Source organism: Chromobacterium sp. LK11 (genome assembly GCF_001043705.1).
Taxonomy (GTDB): Bacteria; Pseudomonadota; Gammaproteobacteria; order Burkholderiales; family Chromobacteriaceae; genus Chromobacterium; species Chromobacterium alkanivorans.
Window position 1 is genome coordinate 1 of record NZ_LDUR01000042.1, and the last position, 15,480, is coordinate 15,480.

Below are 15,480 nucleotides of genomic sequence, written 5' to 3' on the forward strand. Positions count from 1 at the left end.
TGAGAAAGCGGAATGTACACATGGTACATGAGCATTTCGAAGTTGTTTTCAACGCCGTATCGCCGACGCACAGCAGATCGTAAACAGGTTCTAAGGGGAGGGCGGTCCCTTCAGCTCCACGACATTGCCTTCCGGGTCCTGCAGATACAGCGAGGGGCCGTCGCCCTCGGCGCCGTAGCGCTGGGCGGTTTCTCCGGCGCTGAGACCGTGTTGCGCCAGGTGGGCGCGAATCGCGTCTTCGTCGAAAGGCTCGACGCGGAAACAGAAGTGGTCCAGGTTGCGGCCCTCCGCCGCTGGCGCGCGGCCGCCGGCTCGGCCCAGCGGCCCGTCCACCGGCACCAGATCCAGCAGCGAATGGCCGGCGCGCAGCTGCACCAGCCCCAGGTCCTCGCGCCGGCGCTCCACGGTGCAGCCCAGCACCTCGCCGTAAAAACGCTCCATCTTGGCCAGATCGCTGACGCGCAGCACGATATGGTCGATCTCCCGAATGGCAATCATGACGACTCCTTAGTTCAATGGCATTTTGTATTGTATTTGTCATGATGCGTCCGGCGCGCGGATTTGCAAGCCGACGCCGGAATTGTATTTCTCAATGCCGGCGATAGCCTGCGGAGCCTGTTCAAAGCCTCGCGAGCAGCGCTCAGCGCGCGAGGCTTCGGGAAGCGTTGCGGGTCTGGAACGGCTTCTCAGAGCCTGTTCAAAGTCTTGCGAGCAAGGGCGAGACAAGGCGAAAACTAGCGAAAAAGCGGAATGTACGTGTGGTACATGAGCATTTTGAGCTAGTACTCACCGTGTAACGCTTCACGAAGCGCAGCAGACTTGGAACAGCTTCTCAGGACGGCTGGGCGCTCGCCGTCCGCAAGCCCGGCCCGAAGGGCAGCAGCAGCAGCGCGCCGGCCAGAGTCAGGACTCCGGTCGCGGCGCAGAACCAGGCGATGGGCCTCGGCTCGCTGCTCAGGCCCAGCAGCAGGGAGGCGGAAAAAATGCCCAGGTTCAGCAGGCTGGCGTGATAGGAGTTGAGGGTGCCGCGATAGCGTTCGGACAGCGTGCTCAGCCGCGCGTGGTGCAAGGGCCCGGCGCAGCCGTAGCCGAAGGCCCACAGACAGCCGGCCAGCGCCAGCTGCCACAGCGCGGTCAGCGGCAGCAGGAAGGCCAGGATGCCCAGCGCCGCGGCCAGCGCCGCCGCCGGCAAGGCCGCTTCGCCCAGCCGCCGTTGCAGCGGCGGACCGCACAGATTGCCGGCGATGACCACCAGGCCCAAGCCGCCGGCCAGCAGGCCGCCGCCGGTGGACGTCAGCGTCAGCTTGCGCGCGGCCACTTCGGCCACCACCGCGCCGAAGCCGGCCACCCAGCCCAGCCACAGATAGCTGACGCACAGCCGCCGCCGCGCGCCGGGCGTGCGCCAGGCGCCGGCCAGCGTGGCCAGGAAGCCGCCGTCCGTCGCCCGGCGGCCGCCGTCAGAGTGGAACAGCCGCCGCACCGCGGCCCAGGCCAGCAGGCCGGCCGCCGCCAGCGCGTAATAACTGGTCTGCCAGCCGGCGGTGTCCGCCAGCCGTCCGGCCAGCGCCGGCGTCAGCACGAAGGCCAGCATCAGGCCGATGAAGACCTGGCCCAGCCTTTGCCCCAACTGGGCGCGGGGGGCCAGGTCCGCCACCAGCGCCAGCGCGTTGGGCTGGATCACCGCCGCGCACAGGCCGCTCAGCGCGGACAAGGCGACGGCGGCGTTCAGGCTGGGCGCGGCGGGCAGCAGCGCGCAGCACAGGGCGAAGCCGAGCAGGCCCAGCTGCAACGGAGGCTTGCGGCCGAAGCGGTCGGACAGCGGGCCGGCCAGCAGCGCGAACACGCCGTAGCACAGGCCGTAAGCGGCGGGCAGGTAAGCGATGGCGCTGGAGGGCACGCCGAAATGGCGGCCCATCAAGGCCATCATCGGGCCGGCCGCCACTTCGGCCGAGCCGATGATGAACATGCAGCAGAACAAGGCGGCCAGTTGGGGGCGGTTTATTCCGCCCATGCGCGCTCAGAAGAAATGGATCTCAAGCCGGATGTCCTCGATGTGTTGCCAATCTATGCCGTCCCGGCGGTAGGCGTCCGGATCGTAGACGCCGTCATCGTAAGCGTCGTCGGGATCGATGGACAAGCCGGCGCAGATGTAGCGGCGCAGATAGTCGTGGTCGCTGGGCACGATGGCGGCCTTGCCGCCGCGCGACACGTCGAGAATGTAGTTGATGTCGCCCACCTGATAGCGCTGAATCAGCGCCGCCGCCTGGCCGAAGCCGATGTCGGCCAGCAGGTCGGCGGCAAAGCGGTTGGCGCCCACCTCGAAGGACACCCGGTCCTTGCGTTTCTGCTCCGTCATCGGCGGCGGTTGATCCAGGCCGCTGCCCTGGCCGGCGGTTTCGTAATAGTGCAGCGCCGTCTGCACCCCGCGCAGGTCGTAAATATAGTCGTAGCGCTCGATGTTCTTGCGCTTGGCCGCGCAGATGAAAAAATAATGTCCGAGGCTGTGCAGGATCATGAAGGCGCGCGAGGCCGGCGACACCCCGCGGGCGAAGCGGATGTCGCGTCCCTTGATGATGGTCTTGATATTGAACGGATGCGCGTCGGTTTCGGAATACTCCAGCCGGTACAGTTGCCGCAGCTTGGCTTGCAGCCGTTGCAGCTCCTGGTTGGACATCATGGCCAGCACGGTTTCGATCTGAGCGTCGATGTCTTCGACGGCGGGGTCGTCCAGCACGGCTTGGTCTAGGTTCATGGCGAGGCTCCTTCCAAGTTGGGATCCATCTGAAGAGCGAGCCGGATCGCCGCTCGGCCCGCGGGCGCGGCGGCTTGTTGATATGGAACGGGCATGAGGGCGGGCGGCCGCGGCGGCGTTCCTGCAAAGGCAGGACGACGCTCCCGCGGCGGCTGAGCGCTTGTTCCTCCGTATTATGGCCAAGCCCGGCGCGGGAAGCGCCGGCCGAAAGGCTAGTTTCAACGCCGTATCGCCCAGGCGTGGCAGTGCTTGTACAAGCACTAAGAGCCAGTTCAAAGTCTCGCGAGCAAGGGCGAGACAAGGCGAAAACTAGCGAAAAAGCGGAATGTACTCGTGGTACATGAGCATTTTGAGCTTGTACTCACCGTGCAACGTTTCACGAAGCGCAGCAGACTTGGAGCAGGTTCTAAGTGTTTTCCGGTTTTGCCGGCTAAGGAGCTCGACGCTATATCGCTAATAGCGGGCGGACCCGCCCGCGCAGGCAGAAAGGACGGAAGATGAAGGTTTCGGAATTCTTGCAGGACGGCTTCGGCAGCTTTTCCGCCACGCGGCTGGCCTTCTTGCTGTGGGCGGTGGGCGTGTTGCTGGTCTGGGCGTACACCTCGATCCTGAAGGGCTCGCCGTCCTTGCCGATAGACAACTCGGTGATCGTGGTGCTGGGCATTCTGATGACCGGCAAGGTGACCCAGAGCTTCAGCCCCGGCGACAGCCCGCAAATCCAGGCCGCCAGCGCGCCGGCCCAGGCCGCCTCCCAAGCGGCGCCGGCGGCGCCTACCGGCAGCCCGGCCTTGAACACCTAAGAGCCTGTTCAAAGTCTCGCGAGCAAGGGCGAGACAAGGCGAAAACTAGCGAAAAAGCGGAATGTACAAGTGGTACATGAGCATTTTGAGCTTGTTTTCAACGCTGTATCGCCGAAGCACAGCAGACTTTGAACAGGTTCTAAGCGCCGGCTGTCTATCCGGCGCAGGGCGGCGGGGCCAGGCCTTGTGGCCGAGGCAGCGGGCGGCGCGCGCACTTGGGCAGTTCGACGGCGCGCCCGCGGCGCCGCCGTTCGCAAACGGATTTGGAGCCGGCAGAGGGCTTACTGCCCGCATATCGGCTTTCTATTGGCGTGCTTTCTTCTAGAATGGAGTGCGGTCTCCCGCTGTACACAATAAAGCGCGGCCGGGTCCATTTCGCTTGCAGGCGCGGGCCGGTCGCCCCATTACTGGTGCTCGTGATGAATGTGATAACCCCGCCGTCCATCGATCTGCAGGGCTTCAGCCTGCGCCCGATGGAAATGCTGGATATTCCGGACTGGTACGACTATCTGCGGCTGCCCGAAGTGGCGCCGCATCTGCGCTGGGAACTGCAATCGGCGGCGGATCTGGCTCCCCTGGTGCAGGCTTATCGCTCCGAGGAGCCGGGCGCGCCGCTGCGGCTGGCCATCGTGGACGACGATTCGGGCGGCCTGGCCGGTTCGGTCGGTTTCGACGCCGTCTGGCCTGAGGACCGCAGCGCGGAAATCAATTTCGACCTGGCGCCGGCCTATTGGGGACGCGGGCTGGGGCAGGCCGCCTGTCAGGCGGTCACGGCCTGGGCGTTTGCCGGCTGCCGGCTGTACCGGGTGCAGGCGGTGGCGCGCGACGGCAACCGGCGCGCCGAGCGGCTGCTGCGCGGCTGCGGCTTCCAGTACGAGGGCCTGTTGCGCGCTTACCGCCAGGTGCGCGGCGAGCCGGGAGATTTCAAGATGTTTGCGCGGCTGAGCATCGATCCGGACGCGGCGACCTGAGCGCCGCGCCCGCGTCCTGGTTTACGCCGCCGCAAGGCGGCTTGTTTTTTGGAGCGGCCCGGCATTTCGGCCATTGCGGGGCGGTAGGTGTTTTTACGGTTTGACATTGGCATGAGCGGCTTTGTAAATAAAGAGTGGAAGAGGAGCGCCGACGGCAAGGACGATGACTCGAGCGGAAAGGTTGCTGCATGTTCAATACGGGGTTGAAGCGCAAACTGCAGGATACGGTGGCGGAGTTGCATAAACAGCAGGGCGTGTTGCAGGCGATAGACCGCTCGATGGCGGTGATAGAGTTTTCGCCGGACGGCGTGGTGCGCTCCGCCAACGCCAATTTCGAAGCGGTGATGGGCTACCGCGCCAGCGAGGTGATAGGCCAGCACCACCGGCTGTTCTGCCCGGCGGACTATGTGAACAGCGTCGAGTACGCCACCTTCTGGAGCCGGCTGAAGCAGGGGCATTTCGTCAGCGACCGCTTCAAGCGGGTGACCAAGGACGGCGACATCGTGTGGCTGGAAGCCAGCTACAACCCGGTGCGCGACGAGTCCGGCCAGGTGACGGCGGTGGTCAAGTTCGCGCTGGACGTGACCAAGTCGGTGCAAACCGAGCTGGAGGCGCGCAACACCATGAAGGCGGTCAGCCGTTCGATGGCGGTGATCGAGTTCTCCATCGACGGCATTGTGCTGCGCGCCAACAGCAACTTCCTGAACACGGTGGGCTACGGCGAGCAGGAAATCATCGGCCAGCATCACCGGATCTTCTGTCAGCCGGAGTTCGTCAACAGCCCGGCTTACGCCGAGTTGTGGCAGCGGCTGAACCAGGGCGCCTTCATCGCCGGCAAGTTCGAGCGCCGCGACAAGCAGGGCCGCTCCATCTGGCTGGAGGCCAGCTACAACCCCATCGTCAACGACGAGGGCGAAGTCTACAAAGTGATCAAGTTCGCGCTGGACATCACCGATGAGGAAGAGGCGGCGCAGCGCGACCTGCACCTGGTGAAGGAGGCGCATCGCCTGTCCGCCGCGTCGGACGCGGCCTCGTCCGACGGCCTGGCGGTGATCAAGGACACCATAGGCGAGATGAGCCTGATCGCGGACAGCGCCGAGCGCTCGGTCAAGATCATCGAGGATCTGGACTCCAAGACCCTGCGCATCACCTCCATCGTCAACACCATCCACGAGATCGCGGACCAGACCAATCTGTTGGCGCTGAACGCCGCCATCGAGGCGGCGCGCGCCGGCGAGCAGGGGCGAGGCTTCGCGGTGGTGGCGGACGAGGTGCGCAAGCTGGCCGAGCGCACCAACGCGTCCACCAAGGAAGTGGCCGGCATGATAGACGACATCCGCAACGGCACTTCGTCCGCCAGCGAGAGCATCCATGAAATGCAGGTCAAGGCGCGGATGGGCGAGGAGCACGCCGGCGTGGCCAGCACCTCCATCGACCAGATCCGCAGCAGCACCGCCCAGCTGAGCGAGGTGGTCAGCCATTTTTCCGCGGTGCAGGGGCAGAAAACCACTTAAGGGCGGCTTCGCCGGTCGTCGCCGTCCGCGGCGTCAGAACGCCCATCCTCCGTTTGGAGGATGGGCGTTCGTCTTTAGGCCTTAGAACCTGTTTACGATCTACTGCGCTGCGTGGAGCGTTACACGATGAGTACGCCTTCGAAATGCTCATGTACCGTGTGTACATTCCGCTTTCTCAGCCGTTTTCGCCTTGTCTCGCCTTAGCTCGCGAGATCGTAAACACGTTCTTACACGCTTATTTCGCGTCGTCGGCGATGGACCACAGGAACTCGGTCTGCAGATTGCCCTTGAACATCGGCGCATTGCGCGGGACGTAGAAGTTGGTGGCGTAGCCTATCGGCTTGACCGTGCTGTCCATGTTCACCGAGGCGCCGGAGTGGCAGGTCATGCAATTGCTCTGGATGCCCAGCGTGCCTTTGAAAGTGGTCTTGGTCTTGGGGTTGTAGATGCCCACGTTGACTGGCGGCGGGGGCTGGAAGACGCGGCTGCCGAAGCCGGCCTCCAGATAGGGGTTGTACACCGTGACCGGCGAGCCGACGCTCCTGCCGCCGTTGACCGGCTGGTTGGGCGCCACCATCTGGTAGCCGATGGACATCGCGTAATGCGCCGCCGGCCAGGGCAGTTGCGACGGGCGCGCCTGGGCCACGGCGACGGAGCTGGGCAGCGGCGGCTTGGCCGGAGCCGGCGTCCAGAAGAAGGTTTGCCAAGTCCATTCCGTCATCTCGCGCGAAGTGACGTGCATCGCCATCAGAATCAGGGTGTCGCCGGGCTCCACCGGCTGTTTCAACTGTTTTTGCGCCAGGCTGGAAAACAGGGCGGCGTTGGCGGCGGTGATGGGGATGCGGATGAAGTCGCCCAGGCCGAAGGTATTGGCGGCGCTGGGGCGGCTACAGGAAGGATCCACGCTCTGAGCCCCGGAGCGGCCCGGGTTCTTGGCGTCGATGTAGACGCAGCCGGGCCAGGCTTCTTCCGGGAAGCCGCCGCTTTGCATCGCCGGCGTCGGCTTGGGCGTGCCGGGCCAGGCCGGCATCACGTACAAGGAGGTGCCCGGAATCATATTGGCCTTGTTGACCAGCTTGTATACCGGCTTGACGGTGACGGCGGTGCTTGGAAAGGCGGGAATCGACGCGTTGCCGGCCTGGTAGAGCTTGCTCAGCGCCGCCTTGGAAAACAGCTGGTTCTTGCTGGCGAAGGCGGCGGCGCTCGGGTCGTAGCCCACCATTTCAAACGAGGAGGTGTCGCGCACGCCGCGGGCGGATTGATCCTGGCTTTGGCTCAGCGCCTCCAGCCGCGCTTGCAGCTTCTCCATGAAGCCGGGAATGCGCATGAACTGGCGCGGCACGCGCAGCCGCATCTGGCGCGGAGCCGCCGCCAAGGCCGATGCGGCGTTGGCTTCCGCGTCCGCGGGCAGGGCGGCCACTTCCTCGGGCGTCAGCCAGGTCAGGTAGACCGGCGCGTTGGCGAGCCCGTACTCGGTCTGGCCGCTGGGCGTGGTCAGCGCGGCCCACAAGCCCCAGCCGTGGCGGTGGAGATTGCGGACATGGGCGGTGCTGGGCTGGTTGATCCACTGCATCAGCGTGGACTCCGGTTCCGGGAAGTTGTAGCCGGGGATGCCGGGATTGGGCAGCGGCACCGGTTGCGCGGCGGCGTAGCCTGTCAGCAGCAGGCCGGCGAGCATGGACAATTTATGGCGTTGCATCACGAGGTCTCCAAACGTGGTTTTCAACAGGGCGGGGAGGCCGCGGGCCTCTTGCCCTGTCTCTTGCGTCAACTCGACATGCGCAAGCCGCATGCAGCCCAGTTATAGTCATACGGAATATCGTGATTAGCCGTTATTAAGGTCAGTGGCGCAGGTGGTCAGGCTTGAAAATAGTCGGTTTCCAATGCCAATGGTCTGTTTTGAAATCGTTGTGATCCGGACTTGATCAAGGTCTATTAGCCGATGCTGTTAATCCCCTATAACAGCGGAAAACAATGGCTAATAGGGACAAGATCATGTGGGTTTTCTGGATACAATTCGCGCTGCTGCTGACAGCGATACTGATGGGCATACGCCGCGGCGGCGTGGCCCTGGGCATGATAGGCGGGCTGGGCGTGGCGGTGCTGTGCTTCGTGTTCCGCGTGGCGCCGGCGGAGCCGCCCATCACCGTGATGCTGATCATCCTGGCGGTGGTCACCGCCTCGGCCACGCTGCAAGTGGCCGGCGGCCTGGACTTCCTGGTGCAGCAGGCGGAGCGGCTGATGCGCCGGCATCCGCAGCAAATCACCTTCCTGGCGCCGCTGTCCACCTTTCTGCTCACCATGTGCGTGGGCACCGGGCACGCGGTGTATTCGCTGCTGCCGGTGATCGCCGACGTCTCTCTGAAAACCCGCATCCGCCCGGAACGGCCGATGGCGATGGCCAGCGTGGCCTCGCAAATGGGCATCACCGCCAGCCCGGCGGCGGCGGCGGTGACCTCGCTGCTGGCGATGACCGCCCACAGCGGCCAGCCGCTGACCCTGTGGCAAATCCTGATGGTGACCGCGCCGTCCGGCCTGCTGGGCGTGCTGGCCGCCGCCTGCTGGAGCCTGCGCCGCGGCGTGGAGCTGGACCGCGATCCGGAATTCCTGGCCCGGATGCAAGACCCGGACTTCCGCGCCTCGGTGGAAAAATCCGTCACCACGCTGGACAAGACCCTGCCGGCGGCGGCGCGGCAATCGGTGGCGCTGTTCTTCTCCGGCATCCTCGTCATCGTGCTGCTGGCCTTGTTTCCGCAATGGCTGCCGGTCAGCCAGGGCAAGCCGGTGCCGATGACCACGGTGGTGCAGTTCGTGATGCTGGCCTTCGGCGCCTTCATCATGTTCCGTTCCAACGCCAAGGCGGCGGTGATCGCCCGTTCCGAGGTGTTCACCGCCGGCATGATCGCCGTGGTGTCCATCTTCGGCATCGCCTGGATGAGCGACACCTTCGTCAAGGCCAACGAGCCGCTGCTGGTGGCCAATATCAAGGCCATGGTGGCCTACGCGCCGTGGACCTTCGCGCTGGCGATGTTCGCGGTGTCCGCCTTCGTCAAGAGCCAGGCCGCCACGCTCACCATCATGGTGCCCTTCGGCCTGGCGCTGGGCCTGAGCCCGCACCAGCTGCTGGCCATCATGCCTTCTTGCTACGCCTATTTCTTCTTCGCCTTTTATCCCAGCGACCTGGCGGCCATCAATATGGACCGCAGCGGCACCACCCGCATCGGCAAATACCTGCTCAACCACAGCTTCATGATGCCGGGGCTGATCGGGGTGGGGGTGTCCACGCTGGCGGCGTACGGATTGACGCATTTGTACTTCTAAGTGAGGAAAGCTTGTGGAAACTTACCAAGCAGACATTGTGATCGTGGGAGCGGGGGGCGCGGGCTTGCGCGCCGCCATCGCCGCCGCCCAGGCGGACCCGGCCCTGCGCATCGCGCTGGTGTCCAAGGTCTACCCGATGCGCAGCCACACCGTGGCGGCCGAAGGCGGCTCCGCCGGGGTCAAGCAGGCGCACGACAGCTTCGACGCCCATTTCAACGACACCGTGTCCGGCGGCGACTGGCTGTGCGAGCAGGACGTGGTGGAATACTTCGTCGCCCAATGCCCTGAGGAAATGGTGCAGCTGGAACACTGGGGCTGCCCGTGGAGCCGCAAGGAGGACGGCAGCGTCAATGTGCGCGCCTTCGGCGGCATGAAGATAGAACGCACCTGGTTCGCCGCCGACAAGACCGGCTTCCACATGCTGCACACCCTGTTCCAGACCTCGATCCGCTTCCCGTCCATCCGCCGTTTCGACGAATACTTCTGCGCGGATCTGATCGTGGAAGACGGCGAGGCGCGCGGCGTGCTGGCCATCGACATCGCCAGCGGCGACAGCCTGCTGATCGAGGCCGGCGCGGTGGTGATGGCCACCGGCGGCGCCGGCCGGGTGTTCCGCGAGAACACCAACGGCGGCATCGTCACCGGCGACGGCATGGCGCTGGCCTACCGCCACGGCGTGCCGCTGCGCGATATGGAGTTCGTTCAATACCATCCCACCTGCATGCCCGGCACCGGCCTGTTGTTCACCGAAGCCTGCCGCGGCGAAGGCGGCCTCTTGGTCAACAAGGACGGCTACCGCTATCTGCAGGACTACGGCCTGGGGCCGGCCGAGGACAAGCCGCGCAATAAATTCATGGAACTGGGCCCGCGCGACCGCCTGAGCCAGGCCTTCTGGTACGAGCAGCAACAGGGCCGCACCGTGGAAGGCCCGTGGGGCTCGGCGGTGTATCTGGACCTGCGCCACCTGGGCCACGCCAAGCTGCGCGAACGGCTGCCGCAAATCTGCGAGCTGGCCGAGGAGTTCCTGGGCATAGACCCGGCCAAGGCGCCGATTCCGGTGCGGCCGGCGGTGCACTACACCATGGGCGGCATCCTGGTGGACGGCCGCTGCGCCGCGCCCATGCCCGGCCTGTTCGCCGCCGGCGAGTGCTCCAGTGTCGGCATCCACGGCGCCAACCGCCTGGGCTCCAACTCGCTGGCGGAGCTGTCGGTGTTCGGCAAGGTGGCCGGCGAGGAAGCCGCCCGCTGCGCGCGAGCGCGTCGTCCGGCGCGGCGCGAGGCGCTGCAACGGCAGGCCGAGGCCGCCGAGGCCCGTCTGCACGCGCTGCGCGCGCGCGAAGGCGGCGAACGCATCGCCGAACTGCGCCGCGAAATGGCGGAAACCATGGAAGCCGGCTGCGGCATCTACCGCTTGGAAGCGTCGATGCAGGCCACCTGCGACAAGCTGGCGGAACTGAAACAGCGCTTCCGCAATGTGCACGTGGAAGACAAATCCAGCGTCTGGAACAGCGACTGGTTGCTGGCCATCGAGCTGGGCTACCAGCTGGACGTGGCCGAGGCGATGGCGCATTCCGCGCTGCAACGCCGCGAATCGCGCGGCGCCCACCAACGGCTGGACGGCTTCGAACAGCGCGACGACGCCAACTTCCTCAAGCACAGCCTCGCCGTCTACCAGGGCGCGGACGCGCCGCGCATAGACTACGGCGCGGTGAAGATCACCAAATCGCAGCCGGCGGTGCGCGCCTACGGCGCCGCCGGCCTGGCGGCGGAAGCCGCGGCCAAGGAGGGCAAGGCATGAGCGAACAGACCAAGACCATAGCGGTGATGCGCTACCGGCCGGAGCAGGACAGCGAGCCGTGGCTGCAAAGCTTTGAAGTGCCTTACCGTGACGACATGTCGGTGTTGCAGGCGCTGCAATACATCCGCGACTACCTGGACGGCGGCCTGGCCTTCCGCTGGTCCTGTCGCCAGGCGATTTGCGGCAGCTGCGGCATGATGGTGGACGGCGTGCCCAAGCTGGCCTGCAAGACCTTTCTGCGCGACTACCCCGGCGTGGTGCGCATCGAGGCGCTGCACCACTTCCCGATCGAACGAGATCTGGTGGTGGTGCTGGACGACTTCATCGCCAAGCTGGAAAGCATCCAGCCCTACATCGTGCCCAAGGAAGACAAGCCGCTGTCCGACGGCGAACACCTGCAAACCCCGGCGCAGATGGACTGGTACGCCCAGTTCAGCAGCTGCATCAACTGCCTGCTGTGCTACGCCGCCTGCCCGCAGTACGGGCTGGACGACAAGTTCCTGGGGCCCGGCGCCATCGCGCTGCTGCACCGCTACAACATGGACACGCGCGACGGCGCGGCCGAAGAGCGGATGGAGCTGCTGGCCGCGCAGGAGGGCGTGTTCAACTGCACCGCGGTCGGTTATTGCTCCGAGGTCTGCCCCAAAATGGTGGACCCGGCCAATGCGGTGAACCTCAACAAGACGGCGGTGGCCAGGGATTACTTCCTGCGCTTCGCCCGGCCCAAAGGGGGTTGCCAATGAGCAAGCGCAAACCGTATGTCCGGCCGATGGAAGGCTGGTGGCGCAGGAATCCTTACTTCATCGAGTACATGGTGCACGAAGGCACGGCGCTGTTCGTCGCCGGCTACGCGCTGACTCTGCTGTGCGGTTTGTGGCGGCTGAGCCAGGGCGAGGCGGCCTGGAACGGCTTCGTCGCCGCGCTGCAAAGCGCGCCGGCGCTGCTGCTGCACGCGGCGGCGCTGCTGATGATCGCCTACCACAGCTACACCTGGTTCAAGATCATGCCGCGCACGCTGCCGCCGTTGACGCTGGCCGGGCGGCGGATATCCGCGCTGGCCATCACCGCCGGCGGCCTGGCCGCCGCCGTGGTGTGCAGCGCCGCGCTCTTGATGCTGGTATGGGGGATGACGGCATGAAACCGGAACTGAAACGCTCTCACGCGCCCATTTTCTGGGGCTTGTTCGGCGCCGGCGGCATGCTGGCCGCCTTGTTTGGGCCGATGCTGGTGTTCATTACCGGCATCGCCGCGCCGCTGGGCTGGCTGCCGGACGGCGCCGCCGATTACGATACCCTGCGCGCGTTGGCGCAAAGCCTGATCGGCAAGGCGGTGTGTTTCGGCCTGATTGCTCTGCTGTTGTGGCACGCGGCGCACCGCATCTACCACAGCCTGCACGATGTCGGCATCCGCGGCGGAGCGCTGGCCAAGGCCTGCACCTACGGGGTGGCGGCGCTGGGCACGCTGGCGGCGGCGGGGCTGTTGCTGGCGATGGGGTTCTGAACGGCTTGTAGCCGGGGAGTGAAACGATAGTGTGCAGGGTGGGTGGAGCCTAGGCGATGCCCACCTACACTCGCCGGCGAGGGATTAGCGCACCGAGATCAACACCATCCACAACAGGGGAAACAGTAGAAACAACAGCGTGAATCCGAATTGGGCTCTGGGCGCGCGCCGGCGCAGCAGCCAGAACACCAGGCAGGTCAGCGCCAGCCAGAATCCGATGGCGAACAGCGCCAGATTGAGCATATTTTCTCCCATGCTGCCCACGTCGGCCAGACAGAGCTCGGGCAGCAGCAAGAGGACGGACAAGAGCGGTACGGCGCGTAAATAAGACATGAGCGTTTTCTTCCGGAGTGAAGCGGGCATTCTGCATGATGGTCGTCGTCTTGCCTACTTCATGTCATTGGGCCGCGACGAAATACGCCGAGGTCCGCCTAGCTCATCGCCTCGCGCTCGCGCAGAAAGTCGATGAAGGCCCGCACCTTGGCCGGCAGATGGCGGGTGCGCGGGTAGAGCGCGTGGATGCCTTGCCGCGGGAAGCCGTGGTTCGGCAACAAGCGGCATAGCCGGCCGGCTTGCAGATCGGCGTTGACCAGCCAGTCCGGAAGCAAGGCGACGCCGAGGCCGGCCAGCGCGTAGGCGCGCAAGATGGACGCGCTGTCCGATGTCAGCCGCGCCGGGTTTGGCGGCAACCAGGACGCCTGGCCGCCGTCCGGCGTGTCCACCAGCCAGGGTTGGGCCTGCTTGAGCCGGCTATGCCCCAGCCAGGGCAGCCGGCTCAGCGCGGTCAGATCGCCGGGCGGTTCTTGGAGCAGCAAGGCCGGCGCCGCCACCGGGAAAATATCGAAGCGGGCCAAGGGCACCGCGTGCAGATCGGTTTCCGGCAAACGGCCCAGGCGGATGGCGACGTCGAAGCGCTCGGCGATCAGATCGGCGTGCAGCGAGGAGGTGGACAGCTGCACCTGCAACGCCGGATGGAGCGGGGCGAAGGCCTGAATCGCCGGCGCGATCTTGGCCAGTCCGTACTCCAGCGTGGCGGTCACGCGCAGCGCGCCGCTTAGCTCTCCATGTTCGGCGCGGGCGTCGTCTATCGCCAGCCGCGCCTGTTCCAGCATATCGGCGCAGCGTTGATAGAAGCGCGCGCCGGCGTCGGTCAGCGCCAGGTTGCGGGTATTGCGGATCAACAGCGCGACGCCGACTTCCTGCTCCAGGCGTTTGATATTGAAGCTGACCACCGCGCGGCTCTGGCCCAGCGCCGCGGCGGCGGCGGTGAAGGAGCCGGCGTCCGCCACGGCTTTGAAGGTTTCAAAACGATCCAGACTGACCACGGCAGTCCCCGCTATTGTCAAAAATAATTTGACAGTCTAGCCGGCATCCGCCGGTATTTCCATTGCAATCCCTTGCCTATACTCGGCCGCTTTACCGTGGAGAGCGCCGATGTCGCTTCGTTCGAAACTGACCGTGGTCTACCTGCTGGGCTTTGCGCTGGACCTGATCAATATGTTCATCGCCAGCGTCGCCTATCCGGACATGGGCCGCGGCCTGGGCGCGTCGCTGGCGCAGCTGGCCTGGGTGGGCAACGCCTATATGCTGGGCCTGACCCTGGTGATTCCGCTCAGCGCGTGGCTGGCCGGCGCTTACGGCGAGCGGAGGGTGCTGCTGGGCTCGCTGGCGTTGTTCCTCGCCGGCACCGCGCTGGCGGGCACGGCCCCGTCCATCGAAGCCCTGATAGGCTGGCGCGCCTTGCAGGGCCTGGGCGGCGGCCTGCTGATTCCCGTCGGCCAGGCTATGGTTTACCGGCATTACCCGCCGGCGCTGCGCGCCCGGCTCACCGCCCTGATCATGGGCGTCGCGCTGATCGTGCCGGCGCTGTCTCCGGCGCTGGGCGGGGTGATCGTGGACGCGCTGTCCTGGCGTTGGACCTTGCTGGCCAGCGCGCCGCTGGCCCTGCTGACGCTTTGGCTGGCGGCGCGCTGGCTGCCGGCGGACCAAACGCCGGCGCGGCGCGGCGCGCTGGACCTGTCCGGCCTGGCGCTGCTGGCCACCGGCATGGCCTCGCTGCTGCTGGCCTTGACCTGGCTGGGCGAAAGCGGCCAGCTGCCGCGCGGCGTCGTTGCGCTGCTATTGGCCGTCGCCGCGCTGGCCGGCTACGCGCGCGCCGCCGCCGGCAAGGCCGAGCCGGTGCTGAAGCTGACCCTGTTGCGCGGGCGCTTGCTGCGCACCGCCATGCTGGTTTATCTGTTCGTGCCCGGCGTGTTCATGGGCGTCAGCCTGGCGGCGATGCTCTATCTGCAAGAGGTGCTCAAGCTGAGCGCCGCCGCCGCCGGCGGCCTGATGCTGCCCTGGGCGCTGGCCTCGGCGCTGGCGATCAGCCTGACCCGCGGCCGTTTCAACCATGGCGGCCCCAAGCCCTTGCTGCTGCTGGGCATGTTGTTCCAGAGCGCCGGCATCGCGCTGCTGGCCTTGGGCGTCCGCGGGCCGTGGCCGCTGATCGCGGCTTACGCCATGATGGGCTTCGGCGGCAGCCTGTGCAGCAGCGCGGCGCAGAGCGCGGCCTTCCTGGACATCGCGGAATCCGAACTGCGGCAGGCCAGCGCGCTGTGGAACATCAATCGCCAATTCAGCTTCGGCCTGGGCGTGGCCTTGATCAGCCTGCTGTTGAACGCGCTGACTCATTACAGCGGCGCGCCGACGGCCGGCGCCCAGGTCTACCAAGCCTGTTTCTTCATCGCCGCCGGCCTGACCCTGGCGCCGGCGGTTTTCGTGCTGCGCATCCACACCCCGGCGGTGCTGGCTCTGCTGCGGCCCAGCCACTGAGAGAGAGTCT

The 15,480-nt window shown here is 65.9% G+C and carries 15 protein-coding genes; 9 read left to right on the forward strand and 6 right to left on the reverse strand.

The window, feature by feature from the left end; translation table 11 throughout:
* Positions 1-90: 90 nt before the first annotated feature.
* The 3 genes from VK98_RS20485 to VK98_RS20495 form a co-directional block, all read right to left on the reverse strand.
* A complete protein-coding gene (locus tag VK98_RS20485) occupies positions 91-498 on the reverse strand; it encodes a VOC family protein (protein ID WP_048415810.1) in 408 nt (135 codons plus the stop codon).
* Between the two features lie 334 nt (positions 499-832).
* Positions 833-2,011, reverse strand: coding sequence for an MFS transporter (locus tag VK98_RS20490; protein WP_053077514.1), 1,179 nt, complete (start codon positions 2,009-2,011; stop codon positions 833-835).
* 6 nt (positions 2,012-2,017) lie between these two features.
* Positions 2,018-2,752, reverse strand: a complete 735-nt coding sequence (locus VK98_RS20495; protein ID WP_048415811.1) for a hypothetical protein — start codon at positions 2,750-2,752, stop codon at positions 2,018-2,020.
* Between the two features lie 497 nt (positions 2,753-3,249).
* Between VK98_RS20495 and VK98_RS20500 the strand changes: the two genes are divergently transcribed.
* The 3 genes from VK98_RS20500 (at position 3,250) to VK98_RS20510 (ending at position 6,037) form a co-directional block, all read left to right on the forward strand.
* Positions 3,250-3,552, forward strand: a complete 303-nt coding sequence (locus VK98_RS20500; protein ID WP_048415812.1) for a hypothetical protein — start codon at positions 3,250-3,252, stop codon at positions 3,550-3,552.
* Positions 3,553-3,971: 419 nt separating this feature from the next.
* Positions 3,972-4,523 carry a GNAT family N-acetyltransferase gene (locus VK98_RS20505; protein WP_048415813.1) on the forward strand — a complete coding sequence of 184 codons (552 nt, stop codon included), beginning with the start codon at positions 3,972-3,974 and terminating at the stop codon, positions 4,521-4,523.
* Between the two features lie 188 nt (positions 4,524-4,711).
* On the forward strand, positions 4,712-6,037 hold the full coding sequence (locus VK98_RS20510) for a PAS domain-containing methyl-accepting chemotaxis protein (RefSeq protein ID WP_048415814.1): 1,326 nt from the start codon (positions 4,712-4,714) through the stop codon (positions 6,035-6,037).
* Between the two features lie 235 nt (positions 6,038-6,272).
* On the opposite strand, the gene VK98_RS20515 is transcribed toward VK98_RS20510, so the two are convergent.
* Complete coding sequence (locus tag VK98_RS20515; RefSeq protein ID WP_048415815.1) at positions 6,273-7,736, reverse strand: hypothetical protein; 1,464 nt, start codon at positions 7,734-7,736, stop codon at positions 6,273-6,275.
* Positions 7,737-8,032: 296 nt separating this feature from the next.
* Here VK98_RS20515 and VK98_RS20520 point away from each other — a divergent pair, with 296 nt between their 5' ends.
* From VK98_RS20520 to frdD, 5 genes are read left to right on the forward strand one after another with little or no spacing between them, the layout of a single operon-like run.
* A complete protein-coding gene (locus VK98_RS20520) occupies positions 8,033-9,358 on the forward strand; it encodes an anaerobic C4-dicarboxylate transporter (RefSeq protein WP_048415816.1) in 1,326 nt (441 codons plus the stop codon).
* Between the two features lie 13 nt (positions 9,359-9,371).
* Positions 9,372-11,156, forward strand: a complete 1,785-nt coding sequence (frdA, locus tag VK98_RS20525; protein WP_048415817.1) for a fumarate reductase (quinol) flavoprotein subunit — start codon at positions 9,372-9,374, stop codon at positions 11,154-11,156.
* Complete coding sequence (locus tag VK98_RS20530) at positions 11,153-11,899, forward strand: succinate dehydrogenase/fumarate reductase iron-sulfur subunit (RefSeq protein ID WP_048415818.1); 747 nt, start codon at positions 11,153-11,155, stop codon at positions 11,897-11,899. Before frdA ends, VK98_RS20530 begins: the two co-directional genes overlap by 4 nt.
* Positions 11,896-12,294, forward strand: a complete 399-nt coding sequence (locus VK98_RS20535; RefSeq protein ID WP_048415819.1) for a fumarate reductase — start codon at positions 11,896-11,898, stop codon at positions 12,292-12,294. The genes VK98_RS20530 and VK98_RS20535 overlap by 4 nt, the downstream gene beginning before the upstream one ends.
* On the forward strand, positions 12,291-12,656 hold the full coding sequence (frdD, locus tag VK98_RS20540; RefSeq protein ID WP_082159154.1) for a fumarate reductase subunit FrdD: 366 nt from the start codon (positions 12,291-12,293) through the stop codon (positions 12,654-12,656). The genes VK98_RS20535 and frdD overlap by 4 nt, the downstream gene beginning before the upstream one ends.
* 84 nt (positions 12,657-12,740) lie before the next feature.
* On the opposite strand, the gene VK98_RS20545 is transcribed toward frdD, so the two are convergent.
* A complete protein-coding gene (locus VK98_RS20545) occupies positions 12,741-12,989 on the reverse strand; it encodes a hypothetical protein (RefSeq protein WP_156187990.1) in 249 nt (82 codons plus the stop codon).
* Between the two features lie 98 nt (positions 12,990-13,087).
* Entirely contained in the window at positions 13,088-13,981 is an 894-nt protein-coding gene (locus tag VK98_RS20550) for a LysR family transcriptional regulator (RefSeq protein WP_048415822.1), read from the reverse strand.
* Between the two features lie 109 nt (positions 13,982-14,090).
* Between VK98_RS20550 and VK98_RS20555 the strand changes: the two genes are divergently transcribed.
* Complete coding sequence (locus VK98_RS20555) at positions 14,091-15,470, forward strand: MFS transporter (RefSeq protein WP_048415823.1); 1,380 nt, start codon at positions 14,091-14,093, stop codon at positions 15,468-15,470.
* Positions 15,471-15,480: the final 10 nt, after the last annotated feature.